This window comes from Duganella sp. CF402, assembly GCF_900109645.1.
Lineage (GTDB): Bacteria > Pseudomonadota > Gammaproteobacteria > Burkholderiales > Burkholderiaceae_D > Rugamonas.
In genome coordinates, this window is sequence record NZ_FOBG01000001.1 from 3,745,900 (window position 1) to 3,763,897 (window position 17,998).

The 17,998-nt window shown below is 52.8% G+C and carries 11 protein-coding genes; 7 read left to right on the forward strand and 4 right to left on the reverse strand.

Annotated elements, in window-relative coordinates; translation table 11 throughout:
• Positions 1 to 46: 46 nt before the first annotated feature.
• Together BMZ70_RS16820 and BMZ70_RS16825 are read left to right on the forward strand one after the other, a co-directional pair.
• Complete coding sequence (locus BMZ70_RS16820; RefSeq protein WP_092276695.1) at positions 47 to 784, forward strand: GntR family transcriptional regulator; 738 nt, start codon at positions 47 to 49, stop codon at positions 782 to 784.
• A gap of 50 nt (positions 785 to 834) precedes the next feature.
• Positions 835 to 1,533, forward strand: coding sequence for a GntR family transcriptional regulator (locus BMZ70_RS16825; protein WP_092276698.1), 699 nt, complete (start codon positions 835 to 837; stop codon positions 1,531 to 1,533).
• 56 nt (positions 1,534 to 1,589) lie between these two features.
• Here the strand turns inward: BMZ70_RS16825 and BMZ70_RS28050 are convergent, their stop codons facing one another.
• From BMZ70_RS28050 to BMZ70_RS16845, 4 genes are all read right to left on the reverse strand, one after another.
• Positions 1,590 to 2,672 carry a hypothetical protein gene (locus BMZ70_RS28050; protein WP_130300748.1) on the reverse strand — a complete coding sequence of 361 codons (1,083 nt, stop codon included), beginning with the start codon at positions 2,670 to 2,672 and terminating at the stop codon, positions 1,590 to 1,592.
• A 224-nt stretch (positions 2,673 to 2,896) separates the two neighbouring features.
• Entirely contained in the window at positions 2,897 to 3,877 is a 981-nt protein-coding gene (locus BMZ70_RS16835) for a LysR family transcriptional regulator (protein ID WP_092276704.1), read from the reverse strand.
• Positions 3,878 to 3,887: 10 nt separating this feature from the next.
• Positions 3,888 to 4,139 carry a hypothetical protein gene (locus tag BMZ70_RS16840; protein ID WP_092276707.1) on the reverse strand — a complete coding sequence of 84 codons (252 nt, stop codon included), beginning with the start codon at positions 4,137 to 4,139 and terminating at the stop codon, positions 3,888 to 3,890.
• 170 nt (positions 4,140 to 4,309) lie between these two features.
• Positions 4,310 to 7,564 carry a TonB-dependent receptor gene (locus BMZ70_RS16845; protein WP_229205432.1) on the reverse strand — a complete coding sequence of 1,085 codons (3,255 nt, stop codon included), beginning with the start codon at positions 7,562 to 7,564 and terminating at the stop codon, positions 4,310 to 4,312.
• 378 nt (positions 7,565 to 7,942) lie between these two features.
• Between BMZ70_RS16845 and BMZ70_RS16850 the strand changes: the two genes are divergently transcribed.
• The 5 genes from BMZ70_RS16850 to BMZ70_RS16870 all read left to right on the forward strand — a co-directional run bounded on the left by BMZ70_RS16850 (position 7,943) and on the right by BMZ70_RS16870 (position 17,249).
• Positions 7,943 to 9,322: an enolase C-terminal domain-like protein gene (locus tag BMZ70_RS16850; protein WP_092276712.1), complete on the forward strand. Its 1,380-nt coding sequence runs from the start codon at positions 7,943 to 7,945 to the stop codon at positions 9,320 to 9,322.
• Positions 9,323 to 9,384: 62 nt separating this feature from the next.
• Positions 9,385 to 12,177, forward strand: coding sequence for a glycosyl hydrolase 115 family protein (locus tag BMZ70_RS16855; protein ID WP_092276715.1), 2,793 nt, complete (start codon positions 9,385 to 9,387; stop codon positions 12,175 to 12,177).
• A 47-nt stretch (positions 12,178 to 12,224) separates the two neighbouring features.
• Positions 12,225 to 13,031, forward strand: a complete 807-nt coding sequence (locus tag BMZ70_RS16860) for an NAD-dependent epimerase/dehydratase family protein (RefSeq protein ID WP_092276718.1) — start codon at positions 12,225 to 12,227, stop codon at positions 13,029 to 13,031.
• Positions 13,032 to 13,308: 277 nt separating this feature from the next.
• Complete coding sequence (locus BMZ70_RS16865; RefSeq protein WP_229205433.1) at positions 13,309 to 14,112, forward strand: rhamnogalacturonan acetylesterase; 804 nt, start codon at positions 13,309 to 13,311, stop codon at positions 14,110 to 14,112.
• A gap of 287 nt (positions 14,113 to 14,399) precedes the next feature.
• Positions 14,400 to 17,249 carry a right-handed parallel beta-helix repeat-containing protein gene (locus tag BMZ70_RS16870; protein WP_130300746.1) on the forward strand — a complete coding sequence of 950 codons (2,850 nt, stop codon included), beginning with the start codon at positions 14,400 to 14,402 and terminating at the stop codon, positions 17,247 to 17,249.
• Positions 17,250 to 17,998: the final 749 nt, after the last annotated feature.

Below are 17,998 nucleotides of genomic sequence, written 5' to 3' on the forward strand. Positions count from 1 at the left end.
ATCCCAGATGTCAGAAAATTGGTCGTCCACAAGGTAGAACACAGCGATGGATTGGGAAAATCCTCAACCTCAATTTGAACTCGACAAGACACAGAACGCCGCAAATCAGGTCTATCTGCATTTGCGTGAGCAGATCTTGCGCATGGGGCTCAAGCCAGGAACCCCGTTATCCCGGGCTGAATTAGCCAGCTATTATGGGGTCTCCGGTACGCCGGTCCGTGACGCGACTTTGCGTCTTGCGGAGGAAGGCCTCGTTGATATCTTTCCTCAGCATGGAACCCGGGTTAGCGGCATCGATATCGATGCTGCCAAGCATGCCCATTTTCTTCGTCTCTCCCTAGAATTGGAGATTGCGCGAAAGTTGTCTGGCGAAACCGACCGATCGCTGGTCAACGAGCTGTATGCGCTAATCGAAAAGCAGCGAGGCTTTCTAAAAATGCAGAACTTTGATGGCTTCGTATTTGTCGACCTCGAGTTCCATCACCGACTGTTTGTTGCGGCTCAGATGGAAGATTTGTGGGTGCTCATGCGCTCTAAGAGCGGTCATCTGGATCGGCTACGACGCATGCATGTGCCTCTCAATGGAAAAGCAGATGCGGTATTGCAGGAACATACTGATTTGGTTTCCGCGATCGAGAAAGGTAGCGCTTATGGCGCCGAAGCTGTTGTGCGTCGCCATCTGTCAGGCACGATGTCAAAACTGCGTGCATTGCGCGAACGATATCCTGGCTTGCTGATTCCTGAATCGACTGTGCCGCCGGAGCTGATTACTTCCAGTCCGTGAGTATTTTTTGATCTCGTCAAACTTTAACTTAACCTAGCAATTACGCTTCAATGTCTCTCGGTCCATTTCAAACTCCGTTCCGCCTTGACCGCAGTCGCAATGCGGCAGCTCAAGTTTTCGACCACTTGCGCGAACTGATTACGACCCTGGAGTTGAAACCTGGCGAGTCTTTGCAGCGTAATGACCTCTCTGATTACTACGGTCTTTCGTCGACGCCTGTTCGTGACGCACTGACTAAACTTAGTGATGAGCGATTGGTGGATATCTATCCGCAGCAAGCCACTGTGGTACGAGCGATTGACTTACACTCTGCAAAACAAGCGCAATTTCTTCGCTTGTCCCTTGAGCTTGAGATCGTGGCACAACTAGCCCAACAAGTGACACCCCAGCTGGTGGCAACGCTTGGCAATTTTATTTCGCAGCAAGAGTTTGCGCTTTCCCAAGGTGACTACGAGACGTTTGTTAAGGCGGATATGGCCTTTCATCGACAGATGTTCGCTGCGGCCAATGTTGAGGAATTGTGGCGCTGGGTGCGCCAACAAAGTGGCAACCTCGATAGGCTTCGTCGCTTGCATTTGCCGATCGAAGGCAAGGCGACGCGAGTACTCGCCGACCACTCCGGCATTCTTGCAGCAATTGATGCCGGCGACAGTGATCAGGCAATGAGTAAGGTGCGGCAGCACTTATCAGGCACGTTGTCGCAATTGGATGCGATACGCAAGAAGTATCCTGACTATTTACTTGGGTAACGGATAGCCTTCACAACAAATACGTCGATCACAAGGTGCTGGCCCTGAGGCCGTTTTCAGTAAGGTGGCGAATTTCTCTTCTTTTTATCCGATGTCGCTGCGGGTGGGCCCGTCTCCAGACGTTGAACCTTGGCAGTTAGGTTGACGACTTTTTCCTGAAGACTCAGAATCTGTTTTTTAGCATCATCACTTTGACGATTACTGGAACGCACTGCATCGAGCAGTTCTGCTTGCCATTTATCTCCAGCTTCGTTATTTGACCTGTCCTGCTGATAGCCCAACACGGACACTATCAAGGCCACTGCGGCGAGAAGTGCAGAGATTACAACTGACCACACGGCTATCTGAACCTGGTGACGTGTAGACTCGTCCGCCTTCTTATCGCGCTCATCAAGTTGCTCTAATAACGTAGTGGCTGCTTCAGCGAGATCCTTGAGTGTCTTGGCGGAATCAGCTGTCATTTGCCCTGTCAAGCGAACCATGTCTAGTTCTTCACTGCGCTCACGACGTTGGCGAGCAAACTGTTCCGCTACATGGTTTGACAGTTCCACGTGCGGCGCTGTTCGAATTTCATGACCGGCCACCAATCGATCATACGCATTTAACGTCGCCCCTAACGCAAACGAACTCTTACGTACGTTACCGAAAATGTCATCGCTGGATTTAAGTGCATTTTCATGCATTTCACGCATTTGTTGGTGGTGCCGTTCGGACGTGTGCTTAAGCACGCGATCTAAGTACGTTGTGGCATCTTCATCAGCAGCTTGCGGTAGAGGAGCGTCTGTCGACTTTTCCTGTGAACGAAGTAGTATCTTTAGATAGCTCTTGGAGATGCTCTCTACTTCCTCGTCAGACAATTGAGAAATCTCATCTGCACTTGGTGGCTGTCGTTTCTCTTTAAATCCGGTGGACTCGATGAGACTAGAAATTAGCGGAATAAAGGCCCGAACGCGGGCGTGCGGGTGGGGTATCGAGAGCTTACTTAATTCAGTAAAATCGCTGACACGCATCCCATACAAAAACAGCACTCCCATTGACGTCGGTACGTTGGATACAGGGCCAAAAAGCTTGTCGATATCAACGCCCTTGGTTTTTCCAGCCTTAGGATCGCTATCGGAGTTTGGACTATCCTGTGCCATTTTTTAGTTGAATAATTTGAGTCGGCGACTGACGAAAGTGCATTCGGGTGAGGTGCGGATTCTCTACCATTTGGCGGTATGCCGTACAACTGGTGCCCAGCTCACATTCGTGCGGTGGGGCTGGGGATGCGAACACAATATCACAAGAGTTAGCTGAAATCATTCTGGTGAAATGCGAGACTTCGTGGTTATGAGAGCTTCGTTGTTATAGCCGATGCATCCCATTAATCTCGACGCAGTAATCGTAAAGTGGGCCGCTGCATCGCACGCTCGTCCGCCAATGCTTCCTCCAATGCCAGGACCATCGCTTCAGTACTAGGCGATGGGATATGGCCGCGGCGAGTGATGATGCCATAAGATCCCATCTGCAGGTCTAAGCTGAATGGTAGTGCGACTAAATCAGCTGCTTCGATATTCGCTCGAACCAGTTCAGGTGGCAATGCTATGAGCATATCGGTCGTTTCGAGCAATGAGAGAATAAGTGGAAGGTCCTGAGTTTCGATGGTGTCTTTCGGCAGTCCAACTCCCTGTGACAGAAGACGGGAAGTGAGCCTCTCTCTAAAGACGCTACCTGCCGGCGGCAGTATCCACGGCATTTCCATGAGTTCGGATAAACATAGATCGTGGCGCCCATCAAAAGGATGGCCTTTGCGAACGATGACTTGATGCTCTTCATCGGTGATCGGGATGAAATTCAACGCGGGCACATCTTGTGCGTCCGTGATACGACCAAGGACAATATCAAGCTGACCATCTAGCAGCCGCTCGACCATAGGCTTACTGATGCCTAGTTCAATGACCAGGTTTGTATTTATACAGTGAGTCTTAAAAATCCTGATTGCACGAGAGAGGATTCCCGTGGCCGGCGAGAGCACGCTTCCTATATCAACTCTGCCACTAAATCCTTCTAGTAGTTGAAAGATTTCCAAATGGGCAGCTCCCATCTCGGCGAGTACAATACCTGCGCGACGGATGAGAAGCTTTCCTGCCCATGTTGGTTTGACGCCGCGCGTGGAGCGCTCCAGAAGCTGGACACCCAGAACGTGCTCAAGATTGGCGATCAATCTGGATGCTGCTGGTTGAGTAAGATTGGCCGCTTTGGATGCGGTTGCGATCGACGCATGCAGACCAAGTTCGGATAACAAAATGAGATGTTTCATTTTGAGATGACTACGTACGAAGCGCTCACAGGCGAGGTTTTGCATATACGACTCCCTATCTATCAGAGTAAATGACGGTCAGACGAATCGGGTCGTTGGATACTTCCACTTCAATCTTGCTTGAGCGTTTACCACCTGTCTCGACCGGAAGGGGTTCGGTTCGCATCCTGATCTCTACGCCGTGCATTCTTACGGTCTTCAGCGGTAGATCGGGATCGTCAAGCTGGTCGTCTACTGGCTTTTGCACGCCCCAGTAGGCAATATCGACGGCCACGGGCAATTGCATTCGAAAGATCGGGCGAGGCATGAAGCAGCACCTTAGATAATGATTTGGACGAACTGCAGAGGTTTGGGGAATGGATGGGGAGAAAAAAACTGGCAGTGCGCAATGCACTGCCAGAAAAGTCCTGAGACCACTGGAGTGGGAGACCGAAATCTCAGGCAGACAGCCAGGCCAGACCTGGCCTGGAGACTTCTTTAAAACTTCATGCGCAGGCCAACCGAATAGATACGGCCACCGCTGTTGATCGCTTCCGTTGCGTTGGTGTACTGGTTGTAGTAACGCAGTTTTGCGTTATTGGCGTTTGCGATATTGAAGGTCAGGGTTGGCCAGCCATCGCGATCCAGCACGCGCTCCAGATCGACGTTCGACGAGAAATCGAGCTGTTTGAACGATTCACGGAAGATGGCCGCTTGCGTCACGCCGTTCTGATTGGCACCAGTCACCTGGAAACCGTCCGAATACGTATGCGAGAGGCGAGCCATGTAGCCGTCACGCTCGAAGTACAGGGTGAAGTTGTTCGATTTCTTCGGAACGCCCAAGGCGACAAACGCGCCGCCAGCTTCGCCACTTGCTTTCTGGTTCACATAGGTGAAATTCTCGTTGAAGCCGAAACCTTTGATTGGCAGCCACTTATCGAGCGGTTGCACCCAGCCCAATTCCACGCCCTTTACGTCCAGGTGCCCTTCCGCGTTACGAGTCTGGGTCATCACAACGGTTGCAACATCAGCACCACCACGTGCGTCCAGTGCGACTTTCTGGGTAGGGGTCAAGCTGTTGTAGTTGACGCCGTAAGCAGCCAAGGCGCTGAAAGGCATGGTCACGTTGTTCGCAACGGTCAAGCCTTTGATTCGCTTGTCGAACAGGGTCGCCGAAACATAGCCCTCTCGTCCGGTGTACCACTCGATGCCAACGTCGAGATTATTCGAAGTGAACGGCTCCAGGTTTGGATTGCCGATCGAACCGACGTCGGCCGAAGTGGAGGTAAACGTGATGCCTGGACGCAGCAGCGTTGGATCAGCACGGGTCATCGACTTCGATACAGCTGCGCGCAGCACAATGTCTTTGCGTAGGTTGTAAGCTATGCTACCCGACGGAAGCACGTTGCTGTAGGTGCGATCCTGATATACCCAGTTCGCAACATCTGGATAACGGCCACCGTTCAGCAGTGCGCTGGTATTACGCGGATCAGGCAGGACGGTGTAGGCACCCACGGTTTGCTTAGTGCGCGCATAGCGAACACCAGCGTTGTAACGCAAACTGTTGCCGTCCAAGTCAAGCTCACCATTGGTGTCCACGAAGGCGCCGGAAATGCTCTCATGGATATATGCAGAAGGCGTGGTCAGCGCAGTCGCAGCGGTTTCCAACGTCGAGTTATGGAACTGGCTGTAGTTGGTAGCCGAGGAGAACTTGTTCCAGTCCATCGTTACATAGCCGTCAGGACCAGGCATCAGATAACCAGGCAACGCGTTGGCTGGTACCAGCGAACCTGCGAAAGTCGGAGTACCCGCTTGTCCGGCGGTGTATCCGGTACCGTAACCAGGGAACAGCGCGGAGGCGCTAGCACCTGGCGTGCTGGCGCCGTTGCAGTTCGCCATCGTATTCGGTGCAGGCAGCACGATCGAGGGGTTGTTGCCACAAGTCGATGCCTGATAAGCAATCGAGTTGTCGTAGTTATGAATACGACGTTCCCAGTCATCATAGGAAAGCCCTACCTTGACGTTGAACGCCTTGTCGCCATAGCTCAGGTCGCTACGTGCACCTTTGGTTTTCGAAAGACGGCGCTCGTCCTGAATCTGTACGCGGGTGATGCCATCGACCCAGCCGAAGCTCTTTGGATCATTCAGGTTCGCAGCACTCTGAATCTCTGGCGTCCCGGTAGGGTTGCTATAGTGAACCAGACCTGGTTGAGTTGCCAGAATTATCGTTGGCATCTCGCGATGGAACAAACTTTGCCCGTAGTTAGCTTGTGCGTTCAACTTGAGCTTGTCGCTTAGCTTCCACTCCATACCCGGATTGAGGTTATAGGTATAACCATCTTCGCGGAACATGCGGTATTCCAGGAAGTTGTACGCATTCGCGAAGTCGGCCGAAGTTACCACGCAACCCTTGGAGCAATCGGAGCGATCGACCTGGTAGTTGGTCGGGATGATGCCACTGCTGCGCACGACGAAGTTCATGTCAGTGCGCTCGTACTGCGCGTTGTTCGCGGAGTACAGCGTATCGAGATAGAAGTGCAGATCCTTCGTGGGGCGGTATTCAGCGCTGATAATGCCGGTGGTGCGCTCGTTGTTGCCATGATCGGTCATCGGACGTGCCAGGCGCGGGAGATAGCCGTTGTCGATTGCATCGATGCTCACGCCAGGGTTGTGCGCCAGCAGGAAAGCCTGGTCGATTGGGGTGCCAGCGACCAGCCCGCCGCCCGCATTGGCCGGTACTACCGCCGGAATGGTCCAGTTGCCACCCCCGGTGCCGTTGCGATTGGCAGACGTGCTTTGCGCTGCGCTTAGGTTTGGATTTGTCCAGCCGATGGCTTCCCACGATTTGCTGTAGCGCTGGGTATTTGCATACGACACGCCGGCCAGAATACCGAACGTCTCACCCCAGGTCTTGCTTGCTACGACCGAACCCTTCGGATACGCCTTGCCTGCATCCTGCGAGTAGGCGCCGTCCAAGCTCAGCGCAACATATTGGCCTTCTTTATCGAAAGGACGTGCACTGCGGATATCCACGGTGCCGGCTGCGCCGCCTTCGGACTGTGACGCATTAGGGCTCTTACTCACGGTCAGTTTGGTGAACAGGTCTGTCGGCAGGATGTTCAGATCGAGGTCACGGCCACCACCAGTCGCTACGCCAACGGACGACCAGGACGAACTCACCGGCGAGAATGGCGCACCATTCAAAGTCACTTTGGTGAACGAAGGGCCCAGGCCGCGGATCTGGACCGTCGTACCTTCGCCGGCGATGTTGCGGCCAATTTGAATGCCGGGAATGCGGTTCAGGGACTCTGCAATATTACTATCCGGGAATTTGCCGATGTCTTCGGCGAACACCGCATCCTGAAAGCCTGTCGCGCGTTGCTTGTCGCGGGCCGAGGTTTGCAGGGCGGCGCGGTAACCGCTCACCACGATCGCCTGCATCGGTTCTTGTATTTGCGCTGCCGGCGCTGCAGCAGCTTCGGTCGAACTGGCATCAGCCGGTGCTTGCTGTGCGACTGGTGCTGCATCTACTGGGGCCTGCTGTGCGTATGCTTGGGCAATCAGACCAGCGAGTAGCGACAGCCCAATAACAGGGCGTTTGGCGCGCACGGCTGATGATTTATTCGAGTGATACATAGATGTCTCCCTTTTTTGGCGTGAGCCAAAGGCATTTAAGTTATTCGTCGCGTACCTAACCTGATGATCGTGAACTGCAACGATGAGGTGAAGATGTTTGCGTTTCTGCATCGACATGCAAATACTAACCGACAAATCGGCGTAATGTTTTAGTGCGTCGCGAAATAGCAACGGAGAAACAATAAATATTTCAAAATTTTCCCAAAGCAGGGATCTTTGCTGTCAATTAGTAGCTGAAATGGCATCGAAATAGCCCCTTATCGATATCGAAATGGATATGTACCGATATCTTTTTATAGCAATACATCCTTTATCTGCAGGCTTTTTGCCCTCAAAGCCCTGTTTTTCTTCAAAAGAATGAATCATTTGCCTATAAGTGGCGGATCGTAATATATTAGTGCATCCGTTGTGTGGTTTTAGCATGTCGATGATCAAGACTTGAATCGGCTCATCAACCTCGCACAGCACTGATCCCTCTAACAATGAGTAGAAACAATGACTAGCCCCATCTCCCACACCCCGATCATCACCGCTATGCGCGTCATCCCGGTTGCCGGCCAAGACAGCATGCTGCTTAATTTGTGCGGCGCCCACGGCCCTCATTTCATCCGCAACCTGGTTCTGCTGACCGCCAGCGACGGTAAGGTGGGCGTTGGTGAGGTGCCTGGCGGCGATGGCATTTTGAAGGCGCTCCAGGCATCGGCAGAGCTGGTTGTGGGGACCGAAGTGGGCCGGTTCCAGCGTACGCTCAACAGCATTCGTGCTCGGTATGGCGCCCGCAGTGGCAACATGCAGCATCAGGTAAGTAGCGCGGCCGAAGCAGAACTGCTGCGTCAGCCGCACGAAATTAATCTGCGACTCGACAACGTTATTACAGCAGTCGAGGCCGCTCTGCTAGATTTGCTTGGCCAGCATTTGGGTATCCCTGTCTGCGAATTGCTGGGCAATGGCCAGCAACGCGATTCGGTTCCCATGCTCGCTTACCTTTTCTATGTCGGCGACAGTAAATTGACCACGCTCCCTTATGCACATTCACCGGCTGGCAGCGATTGGTATAGCGTGCGCCAGCGGGAAGCGCTGACGCCAACGGCAATTGCTGATCTTGCCGATGCTGCTGTCGACCGTTATGGGTTCAGAGACTTCAAACTCAAAGGCGGCGTGATGTCTCCGCAAGAAGAAATGCTGGCATTAGCTGCTATCAAGCAGCGTCGACCGGATGCGAATGTTACGGTCGATCCGAATGGGGCATGGTCTCTCAAACAGGCCGTCGAAGTTTGCAAGGAATACGGCCATCTGCTGGCTTACGCGGAAGATCCTTGCGGCCCTGAGTACGGCTACTCGGGACGTGAAATCATGTCGGAATTCCGTCGTGCCACCGGCGTGCGAACTGCCACCAACATGGTTGCTACCGATTGGCGGCAAATGAGCCACTCGCATCAATTGGGAGCGGTCGATATTCCTCTGGCAGATCCTCATTTCTGGACAATGCAAGGTTCGGTTCGGCTTGCGCAGCTTTGCGATGAATGGGGCATGACCTGGGGCTCCCACTCCAACAATCACTTCGACATTTCGCTGGCCATGTTCACCCATGCTGCAGCAGCAGCGCCTGGAACGATTACCGCCATTGATACGCACTGGATCTGGCAGGAGGGTACTGAACGTCTGACGCGCGAGCCATTGCAAATTGTGGACGGCGCTGTCGCCGTTCCGGATAAACCAGGTCTGGGTATTGAACCAGACATGGATCAGATTGCACGTGCCCATGAGTTGTATAAGAAAGTCGGTCAGGGATCGCGGGATGATGCTGCGGCCATGCAGTTCCTTGTCCCAGGTTGGAAGTATGATGCCAAGCGTCCTAGCCTTGCACGTGAATAAATCGATCCTGTAGAAACGGCGTCACAACCATACCAACTAATACGAGACATCTTTCCTTTACCATGAACACTGTAAAACCCTTCATCCTTAAAACGTTGGCCGGCGCAATGATGGCCGCCTGCGGCACCTTGCATGCGGCCTCGCTACCTTTGCTGACTAACGGGAATGCGCCGACCGTTTTAACTGATGGACAGGAAACTCTCGGCATTGCTGCGGATTTATTGCGCCGGGACATTGGAGCCGTTACAGGCCAGCCAAGCAGTTCGGTCAACAGGTTGGAAGATTGTGCGGCGGTCTGCTTTGTCATTGGTAAGACTGATTCTGCGCTTATTGCGAAGGTGGCCAAGTTGGCGGGAATTGATCTGTCATGGATGAAGGGACAGTGGGAGCGCTATGAGCGGGTAGTGCTGACTATACCAAGCCAGCCCGGCAAGCGTATTGTGTTGATCGCCGGCTCCGATACGCGGGGGGCCGTATATGGCACAATCGACGTCTCACGCGAGATCGGGGTCTCCGCATGGGAATGGTGGGCTGATGTTCAGCCAGCAGTCCGCCCTGATGCATCTATTAGCGATGAACGTATTCAGTCGAAGGCACCATCTGTTCAGTACAGGGGGATTTTCTTAAACGATGAGGACTGGGGTCTGCAGCCGTGGGCCGCACGTCGGGACCCTAGCGGTGACATTGGGCCGGCCACCTATGCTCGCATCTTTGAGTTGATGATGCGACTGAAGGCCAATTTGATCTGGCCGGCAATGCACGATTCAACGAAACCCTTCTATCAGATTCCCGGTAATGCGGCGATGGCGAAGAAGTATTCCATCGTGGTTGGCACGTCCCACGCCGAGCCCATGATGCGCAATAATGTGCGCGAATGGAATCATAGCAAGCGTGGCGACTTCAATTTCTTTACTAATCGGAAGGCGCTCGTTGACTATTGGGCGGAGCGTGCCGTAGAAGTAAAGCACTACGAGAATATCTATTCCGTCGGCATTCGCGGGGTTCACGATACTGCGATGGAAGGTGCTACGACCGTTAGCCAAGCGCGCGATGCTGTACGTGAAGTAATCGACATCGAGCGCGGCCTGTTGGCCAAAGCGCAAGGCAAACCAGCAGACAAGATCCCTCAGGCGCTGACGCTGTACAAGGAGGTCTTGGATATCTACAAGGCCGGGCTTGTCGTACCTGACGATATCACCTTACTCTGGCCTGACGATAACTACGGATACCTGCATCAGCTAAGCACAACTGCTGAGGCCCGACGTAGCGGTGGTACGGGTCTTTACTATCACCTGTCGTACTGGGGGCGCCCGCATGACTACTTGTGGCTGGGCACCACACATCCCGCGCTTATTCGTGACCAACTACAACGTGCTGTGGCGACTAACACTCGTAAGACGTGGGTGGTCAACGTCGGAGACATTAAACCTATTGAATACCTTACCCAGTACTTCTTGGACGTCGCATTCAATATTGACGAACTCAATGGCCCATCGAAGAATCATTTGAAGCAATGGCTGGCAAAGCAGTTTGGGCCGGTCAGCGCTGAGGAGATCGCATCGGTGCTGATGGACTACTATGATCTGGCATGGGACCGCCGCCCCGAATTCATGGGCTTTAGTCAGGTGGAGTCGATTACGCCGGTGCGTCAGAGCGACTATATGTTGGGAGGCGGTGAAGAAGCGGAGCAGCGCCTTCTTCGATATAAGACGCTGGTTGATCGTACGCGAGCAATCGGAAAATCGCTTCCTGAAGCCCAGCAGGAAACCTACTTCCAATTGGTTCAGTATCCAATCCAGTCTGCGGCCAATCTCAATCAGCGCATTCTAAAACTGGATCTCGCTTCGCAATATGCGCGAGAGGGCCGGCCAGTTGCCGCTTTATATGCGAAGCAGGCCATGCAAGCCCAACAAGCGATCGACGAGGATACGAAGCAGTACAACTCGATGGGCAATGGTAAGTGGAGTGGGATGATGGACGCCGCGCCGCGTAAGCTTCCGGTATTTGATGTCCCCACCTTCCCCGCATACGGCAGCCCAACCCGTAAGGGTTGCGAATTGGTGTACCCGACACTGTTTTCCAGCCAGGGCGACCAATTGAATTTCACCCAAGGCGTCTCTGACGCGCGCACTTTGACCATTGTCCAGACTGGCGCCGAGGAGCAGACTTGGTCGCTCGCGTCGTCTTCCAATGGTATCGCCGTAAATATGCAAGGTGGCACGCTTAACACCGCAAACGGTTTTGAGCAACGGATTTCCGTACGCTATGACGGCAAGGGCGACGCGAAAAGTTTGGACTTCAAATGCGGCACCGCCAATTTGACTGCAGCAGTAAAACTAAGTCCGGCTCCAATCGCAGGCTTGAAGGGCGAAAAGGAGCGAATCGTTTCGCTTCAAGCTACTGAGGGTACGGCTACGGCTGGCTGGAGTGCAGCTGCCGAGCTGGGCAGTTACGGGAGTAGCATGCGCGCCAATTTTGATGTGCCGTCCCGTGAGTTGGGCGACGCGGCCTCTGCACCCAAGTTATCGTTTGACTTTGCGACCACAACTAGTGCTGAGGCAAGAATTGTCTTTGTTGGTTTGCCTGTACATGCGCTGACCTCAGCCAACAAAGTGCGTATGGCCTATAGCCTCGACGACGGGCCGATCGTACTCCTCGACTTCGAAACGCATGGTCGCAGCGACGAATGGAAAGCTAACGTGCTGTCTAACACCTCGGTGCGGAGTGTCAGCCTCCCAGAAATAAAGGTGGGGGCGCACAAATTACACATTTATGCACTTGATCCCGGCGTAATTCTTGATCGGGTTGAGGTTCGCTTCGACGGCGCTCCCCAATATTATGGAAAGCCGCTTTAACGCTTTGAGACCGCTTGAACGCTTGAACATAATTAAGGGATACCAGAATGGCTAAACCATTCAAACGATTATTGCTCACCGGTGCTGCCGGCAATTTGGGCAAGGTGCTTCGGCCGCGGTTAGCACAATGGGCGGATGTTGTTCGGTTGAGCGACATCGTATCAATTACGCCGGCGAATTCAGGTGAAGAGGTCGTGCAGTGCGACTTATCCGATAAGGCTGCTGTGAATCAGCTACTGGACGGAGTCGATGCTGTGCTGCATTTTGGTGGCATATCCACTGAAAACACCTTCGAAGCCATACTAAAGGCCAACATCCAAGGAACCTACAACATCTATGAAGCTGCACATCTGCACGGCGTTCGGCGAATAGTGTTCGCGAGCTCTAACCATGCGGTGGGATTTTACGAACAAAACCAATTCATAGATGCCTTCGCGCCAACGAGGCCTGATGGTATGTATGGCCTCAGCAAAGTGTTTGGTGAGCAGCTTGGAAGATACTACTACGACCGCGCGGGCATCGAAACTGTATGTATTCGGATTGGTTCAAGCTATCCCGAGCCAGCCAATCCCCGCATGATGGCTAGTTGGCTCAGCTATGACGATTTGCAGGAAGCATTGCGTTGCTCGCTCTTTACCCGACGCGTTGGGTTCACCGTACTCTTCGGCACGTCGGACAATCCGGTGAAGTGGTGGGATAACAAGCACGCATCACATTTGGGATTTCACCCGCACGACAGTTCAGTACGCTTTTTGCACCTATTTCCGGAATCGGGAGCATACCCCGATCCTGACGATCCGATGGTTCGTTACGTTGGCGGCACCTTTGTAACAACGGGGCCAATCTACGAGTAGTGTCCACTGAAATATTCAACGGCCATGCCTCCCATCAAACTCGCCATTGTCGGTGCTGGACCGATATCTGATGGTGGTACTCGGCTCTGGATCTGTGGTCAAGAGCAATCTGTCGAGGCGTATTCTGAATGCCGCTACTTTTATCGGCGATTTAGCGGCTTGATTCGCCGTGGTGAGTCTGACGTCGATGTATCACCGTTGCGTCATTTGGCTGATGCTTTCAATTTAGGAAAAGCTGTTTGCGTGACCGCTCACCCTAGCCATGGAGAGGTAAACAGTGGTAAATAAGATCTTTTACGCCGCTACGATGGCTGCGTTACTCACCATTGCGCCAGTACATGGAGAAGAAGCGCGCCCCAAGCGGTTCATCTTGGTCGGTGATTCGACAATCGCCCGTGAGAGCGGATACGGCGACGCCTTGTGCGCCCATGTCATCTTGAGCGACACCTGCATTAATCTTGCACGCGCTGGACGCAGTTCAGCCAGTTATAGAAGAGAAGGCCGATGGGACGAAGTAATCGGATTGTTGCGTGGTGGTGCCGCCTATCAGGCCACGTATGTGTTGATTCAGTTTGGCCACAATGATCAACCTGGAAAACCGGGGCATTCGACTGATCTAGAAAAAGATTTTCCACTTAACCTCAAGCGATATGTTGATGAAGCTAGGGCTGCTGGCGGTATCCCAATTCTGGTTACACCACTCACCCGCCGCAACTTCGTGGATGGCGTCTTGGACAACAATCTGCGGCCTTGGGCTGTGGCGGCTATAAACGTGGCATCACAAAACGGTGCTCTCGCGTTGGATCTTAATGCGAAGAGCTACGCCGCTGTCCAGGCCTTGGGGCAGGATCAGGCTGACGAATTCGCTGTCGTTCCGAGGCCTTCCAACTATGTCTCTCCTGCGACGCTGCCTGGCACATCACCGCCACCGGAGCGGGGCGTACCGCAACCAGAACCATCAAAGAAAACTGCGTTTGATCGAACTCACCTTGGAAAAGAAGGTGCGGAATTTTTTGCACGAATGGTGCGGGACGAGTTGACCGGCGCTTTGCCGTCTCTATCGACAGAATTTCAACCTTAACGATTGCCCCAGAAAAGAAGTAGTAACGGATGCTTTGCTGACTCTAAGCTTCCGGGAGAGGTACATCCGCAAGACTGTCGCTGGCGCCCGATGGAAAAGTTCACGGTCGAATTGCCCTGAAATTCAAGACAAAAACGCACGCGACGTGTATCTCGATTTTGGTGCCGGTCCCATCTGGTTTTTTCCGAGCAAATTGCCAGTCGTGGGACAGGTCTGTAGCAACTGTAAGAGAAGAAGGAAGCAACATATCGCAGTAGTCCTATTCACACATCTTGGAGGAGACAAAAATGAATTATATAAACAGTTTACGTTGCATAGGGACGAAATACCTGTCCCGCGCGGCTCCAACAGCTTTACTATCATCAGGAAAAAGAGCACCGGATCTGGTCGGTGCTCTTTTATGTTTGAGCTTGGTAGCATGTGGTGGTGGGTTTTCATCCGACGCATCAGATACGGTCTCACAGGCTGCACCAAGGGTGATGGGAGGCGCGCTGTTAGCATCGGCCCAACTGGCGGGTACTAGTGTCAGTACTTCCAACGTCTTGCCAAAACCAGGCAACGACGACATGAAGCAGCTGGGTGAAAGCATCATCAGTGATGCAACCAACGCGAAGGTTATTACACCCACGCCAGGATCCACGACAGGGACAATTTACTATGTCGATCCCAACGGTAGTGACAGTAACAACGGTACGAGCCAGTCCACTCCGTGGCAATCGGTTCAAAAGGTGAACTCCATTACGTTTTCGCCAGGAGACATGATCCTGTTCAAGGCGGGAGGGGCCTGGGAGCTTACCGCTGCATTGCATCCACTCGGTTCAGGGACCGCCAGCGCACCCATTGTGATCGGCGCCTATGGGGTGGGTACGAAGCCGAAGCTGTCGGCGAAGAATATTGCAGTTCCTTGGACCGCCACTGATGGAACCACCCATTACGCTTCCGATGTGCTGTATCTGGAAAACCAGCAGTACTTTGAGATTCGCGATCTGGACATCAGCAGTAAGCCGAACGGTTATACCGGCACTGCTGCCGAATCGGCGAAGCTCATCGACCGCCGCGGTATTCACATCGTTGGTGGTAACAACACCACCCAGACGGTGCTGCAAGGCTTCAATCTTCACGACCTGTACGTTCACGATATCGCCGGCGAATGGCAGTCCATTAGCGGTTTCGGCTGGGATCCATCCAAGCGTACTGCTGGCATTCTGTTTGAGATTATTGTGAAAGGAGCAAACGGTTTGCCTGTAGTTGCAAACCCGGTTGACGTCACAGGCTACCAGCCAACCTGGTTCTCCAACGTGACAATTGAGAAGAACGTTCTGGTGAACAACTCGTTCGGCAGCATTATTGTCAAACAGCTTGCTGCATGGGGGGAGCGGCAAGACGCGAGCTCGCCAAACTACGACGTAACAGGCTGGTACCCGCACACCAACCTCACGATCCAGAACAACTACCTCAATCACAACGGTAGCGATTATGCCGCAGACGCCATTTACGTAACATGTGCTAAAGATTCCTCGGTCAATCACAACGTCTCCAGCGGCGCAGGTACTGCCGCAATTGAACTGTATTACACCGACAATATCACCGTGGAATGGAATGAGGTTTACGGTACCAAGGTAAAACCAACTGGTGCCGACTCGGCCGGCATTGATACAGACAAGGCAACCACCAATGCACTGGTTCAGTACAACTACCTTCACGATAATGGGGATGGCATCCTGTTATGCGGCTTTACCTATGGCAGCTCTGTGTACCGTTTCAACGTGATTAAGGACAGTGCCTATAACAAGCGCTATCTGAATATCCACGGATCGAAGGGGAACAACTACATATACAACAATTTGTTTTATAACTCTACTTCGCAGGCATCGACGTTTGTGAATTCGTCAGGTGGAAGCTCCTATCTGGCGGACTCGAACAACTTCGAGTACTTCTACAACAATATCTTCTACAGCCCTAACGCCACATCGACCATTGCTGATGGCACCAGTGTCACCTATGACAACAACAGCTACTATGGCGTCGCTACCGTTCCCGCCGAAGACACTCACGCCATCGTGGGTGATCCGCAATTCATGAACCTCCTGGGTGTAGTAGGCGGTGCTGGCAACAACGTGAATCTGACTGGTCTGAAATTGCAATCGACCTCGCCTTTGATTGGCGCTGGAAAGCCGATCACGACGCATCCTTCGACCAACATCCCGGTTAGCCCAATGTTGGATCTGGAAGGGAAAAGTGTACAGGGCACAGGTACTGACCTGGGCGTCTACGTGGTTCAGCCAGATATCATCAACATGACGGTGAACGATGCGGCTAACGCTGCAGACTGGTCGATCCGTCGTAACATTCAGGTCGGGAACACCTTGTATGGCGACCGCACCCTGACCATCACGACCTTGCCGTCGCTGTATCTCGGAGCCGATTGGATCAGGGCTGCGAACGATTCGAAAGCCTATACAGGTACGCCTCTCGTGACCTTTACCGTAACAAGAAATTCGATCGTCTATATTGCGTCGGACGACCGAATTGTCACCAAGCCATCCTGGCTGGCTGCATGGACAGCGACGACTGATAAATTGACGGAAACTGAGGGTAGCGTTACTCGTAGTTACACTGTTTTCAAAAAAGAGTTTGCAGCTAATTCCCAAGTCAGTCTCGGTGCGAATGGTTCGACGACCTATAACACTTATGCAGTATTCGTGAAGCCAATCATTGCCAACGTTGTTGTGAGCGACACTGCCAATGCAGGCGCTTGGTCTGTGCTGGGTAATATTCAAGCCGGCGATACCCTGTACGGTGACCGGAATGTGAAGATCCAGTCTCTGGCATTCTCTTATGCTGGCGCAGACTGGATACGGACGGCCAATTCTTCCAAGAGCTACATTGGCTCTAACTTGGTTTCCTTCGCAGTGACTAAGGATAGTACGGTGTATGTTGCGATCGACGATCGGATCTCCAGCATTCCTTCGTGGCTCTCTACCTGGGCAGTTACGACTGACAAGCTGGTCGATAATGAAGCAGGAACGACGCGCAACTTCAGCATCTACAAGAAGGCTTTTGTGTCGAACTCACAAGTGACTTTGGGGGACACTGGCTCAACAACCTTCAATAACTACTCGGTGATGGTTAAGTAAGCCAACGCCGTCATTTCCTGTAAACTCGATTTGGTGACTCCTCGGAAGGCGGTGTCTGAAGTACAAAGGCACCGCCATGCCACAGAAACTCAGTACACTTATGGCCTTCCTGCGATGAGATCATTCGATCCTGCTGACCGCTCTCATATCTGCTGCTCGACCGATTCACCGTAACGAAGTGCATCGCCGGCCTGCTCGCCGCTTCGATGATCGCAACGACATCGTTCGCATAGTTCCTGTTGTTCTTTACGAAGGGGCGTCATGCCGAGGACTAATAGATCGCACTTCGATGACACTCCCTGAAATTGCCGTGCCCAATGATGGGCTGAGATGCAATCGTCCAAAGCGACGACTCGAGGCAGCAACTTGTACTCTGCACCGAGTAACTCTGTGCGCAGCACCCTGGGGCAGTGCCAATGCGTGGTCACGACGATCGGCACCATGCAACTGGACACTAGCTTCGCTAGCTCAAACCCCAGAATATCGATTTACATGGTAGACCTCCACACGTAAATTGAAACGTTAGTTTGATCCCATTCTGTGACGTCGGTTCTATCGCCGAGATCAGTGTTCTTGCAACGTTCGATCCGTTTGGAGAGCTCAAACTTTGTGTGGTTGAGCGCAGCCACGGAAAGATCGGACGAGGCCAATCCTCGATGCGCTTGCGCTATTGATCTACTCATCAAAGTCGGTATGAGGGAAGGCGAACATTCTTACTCTACTGATTTACAGTTGTCGCGACATGACCT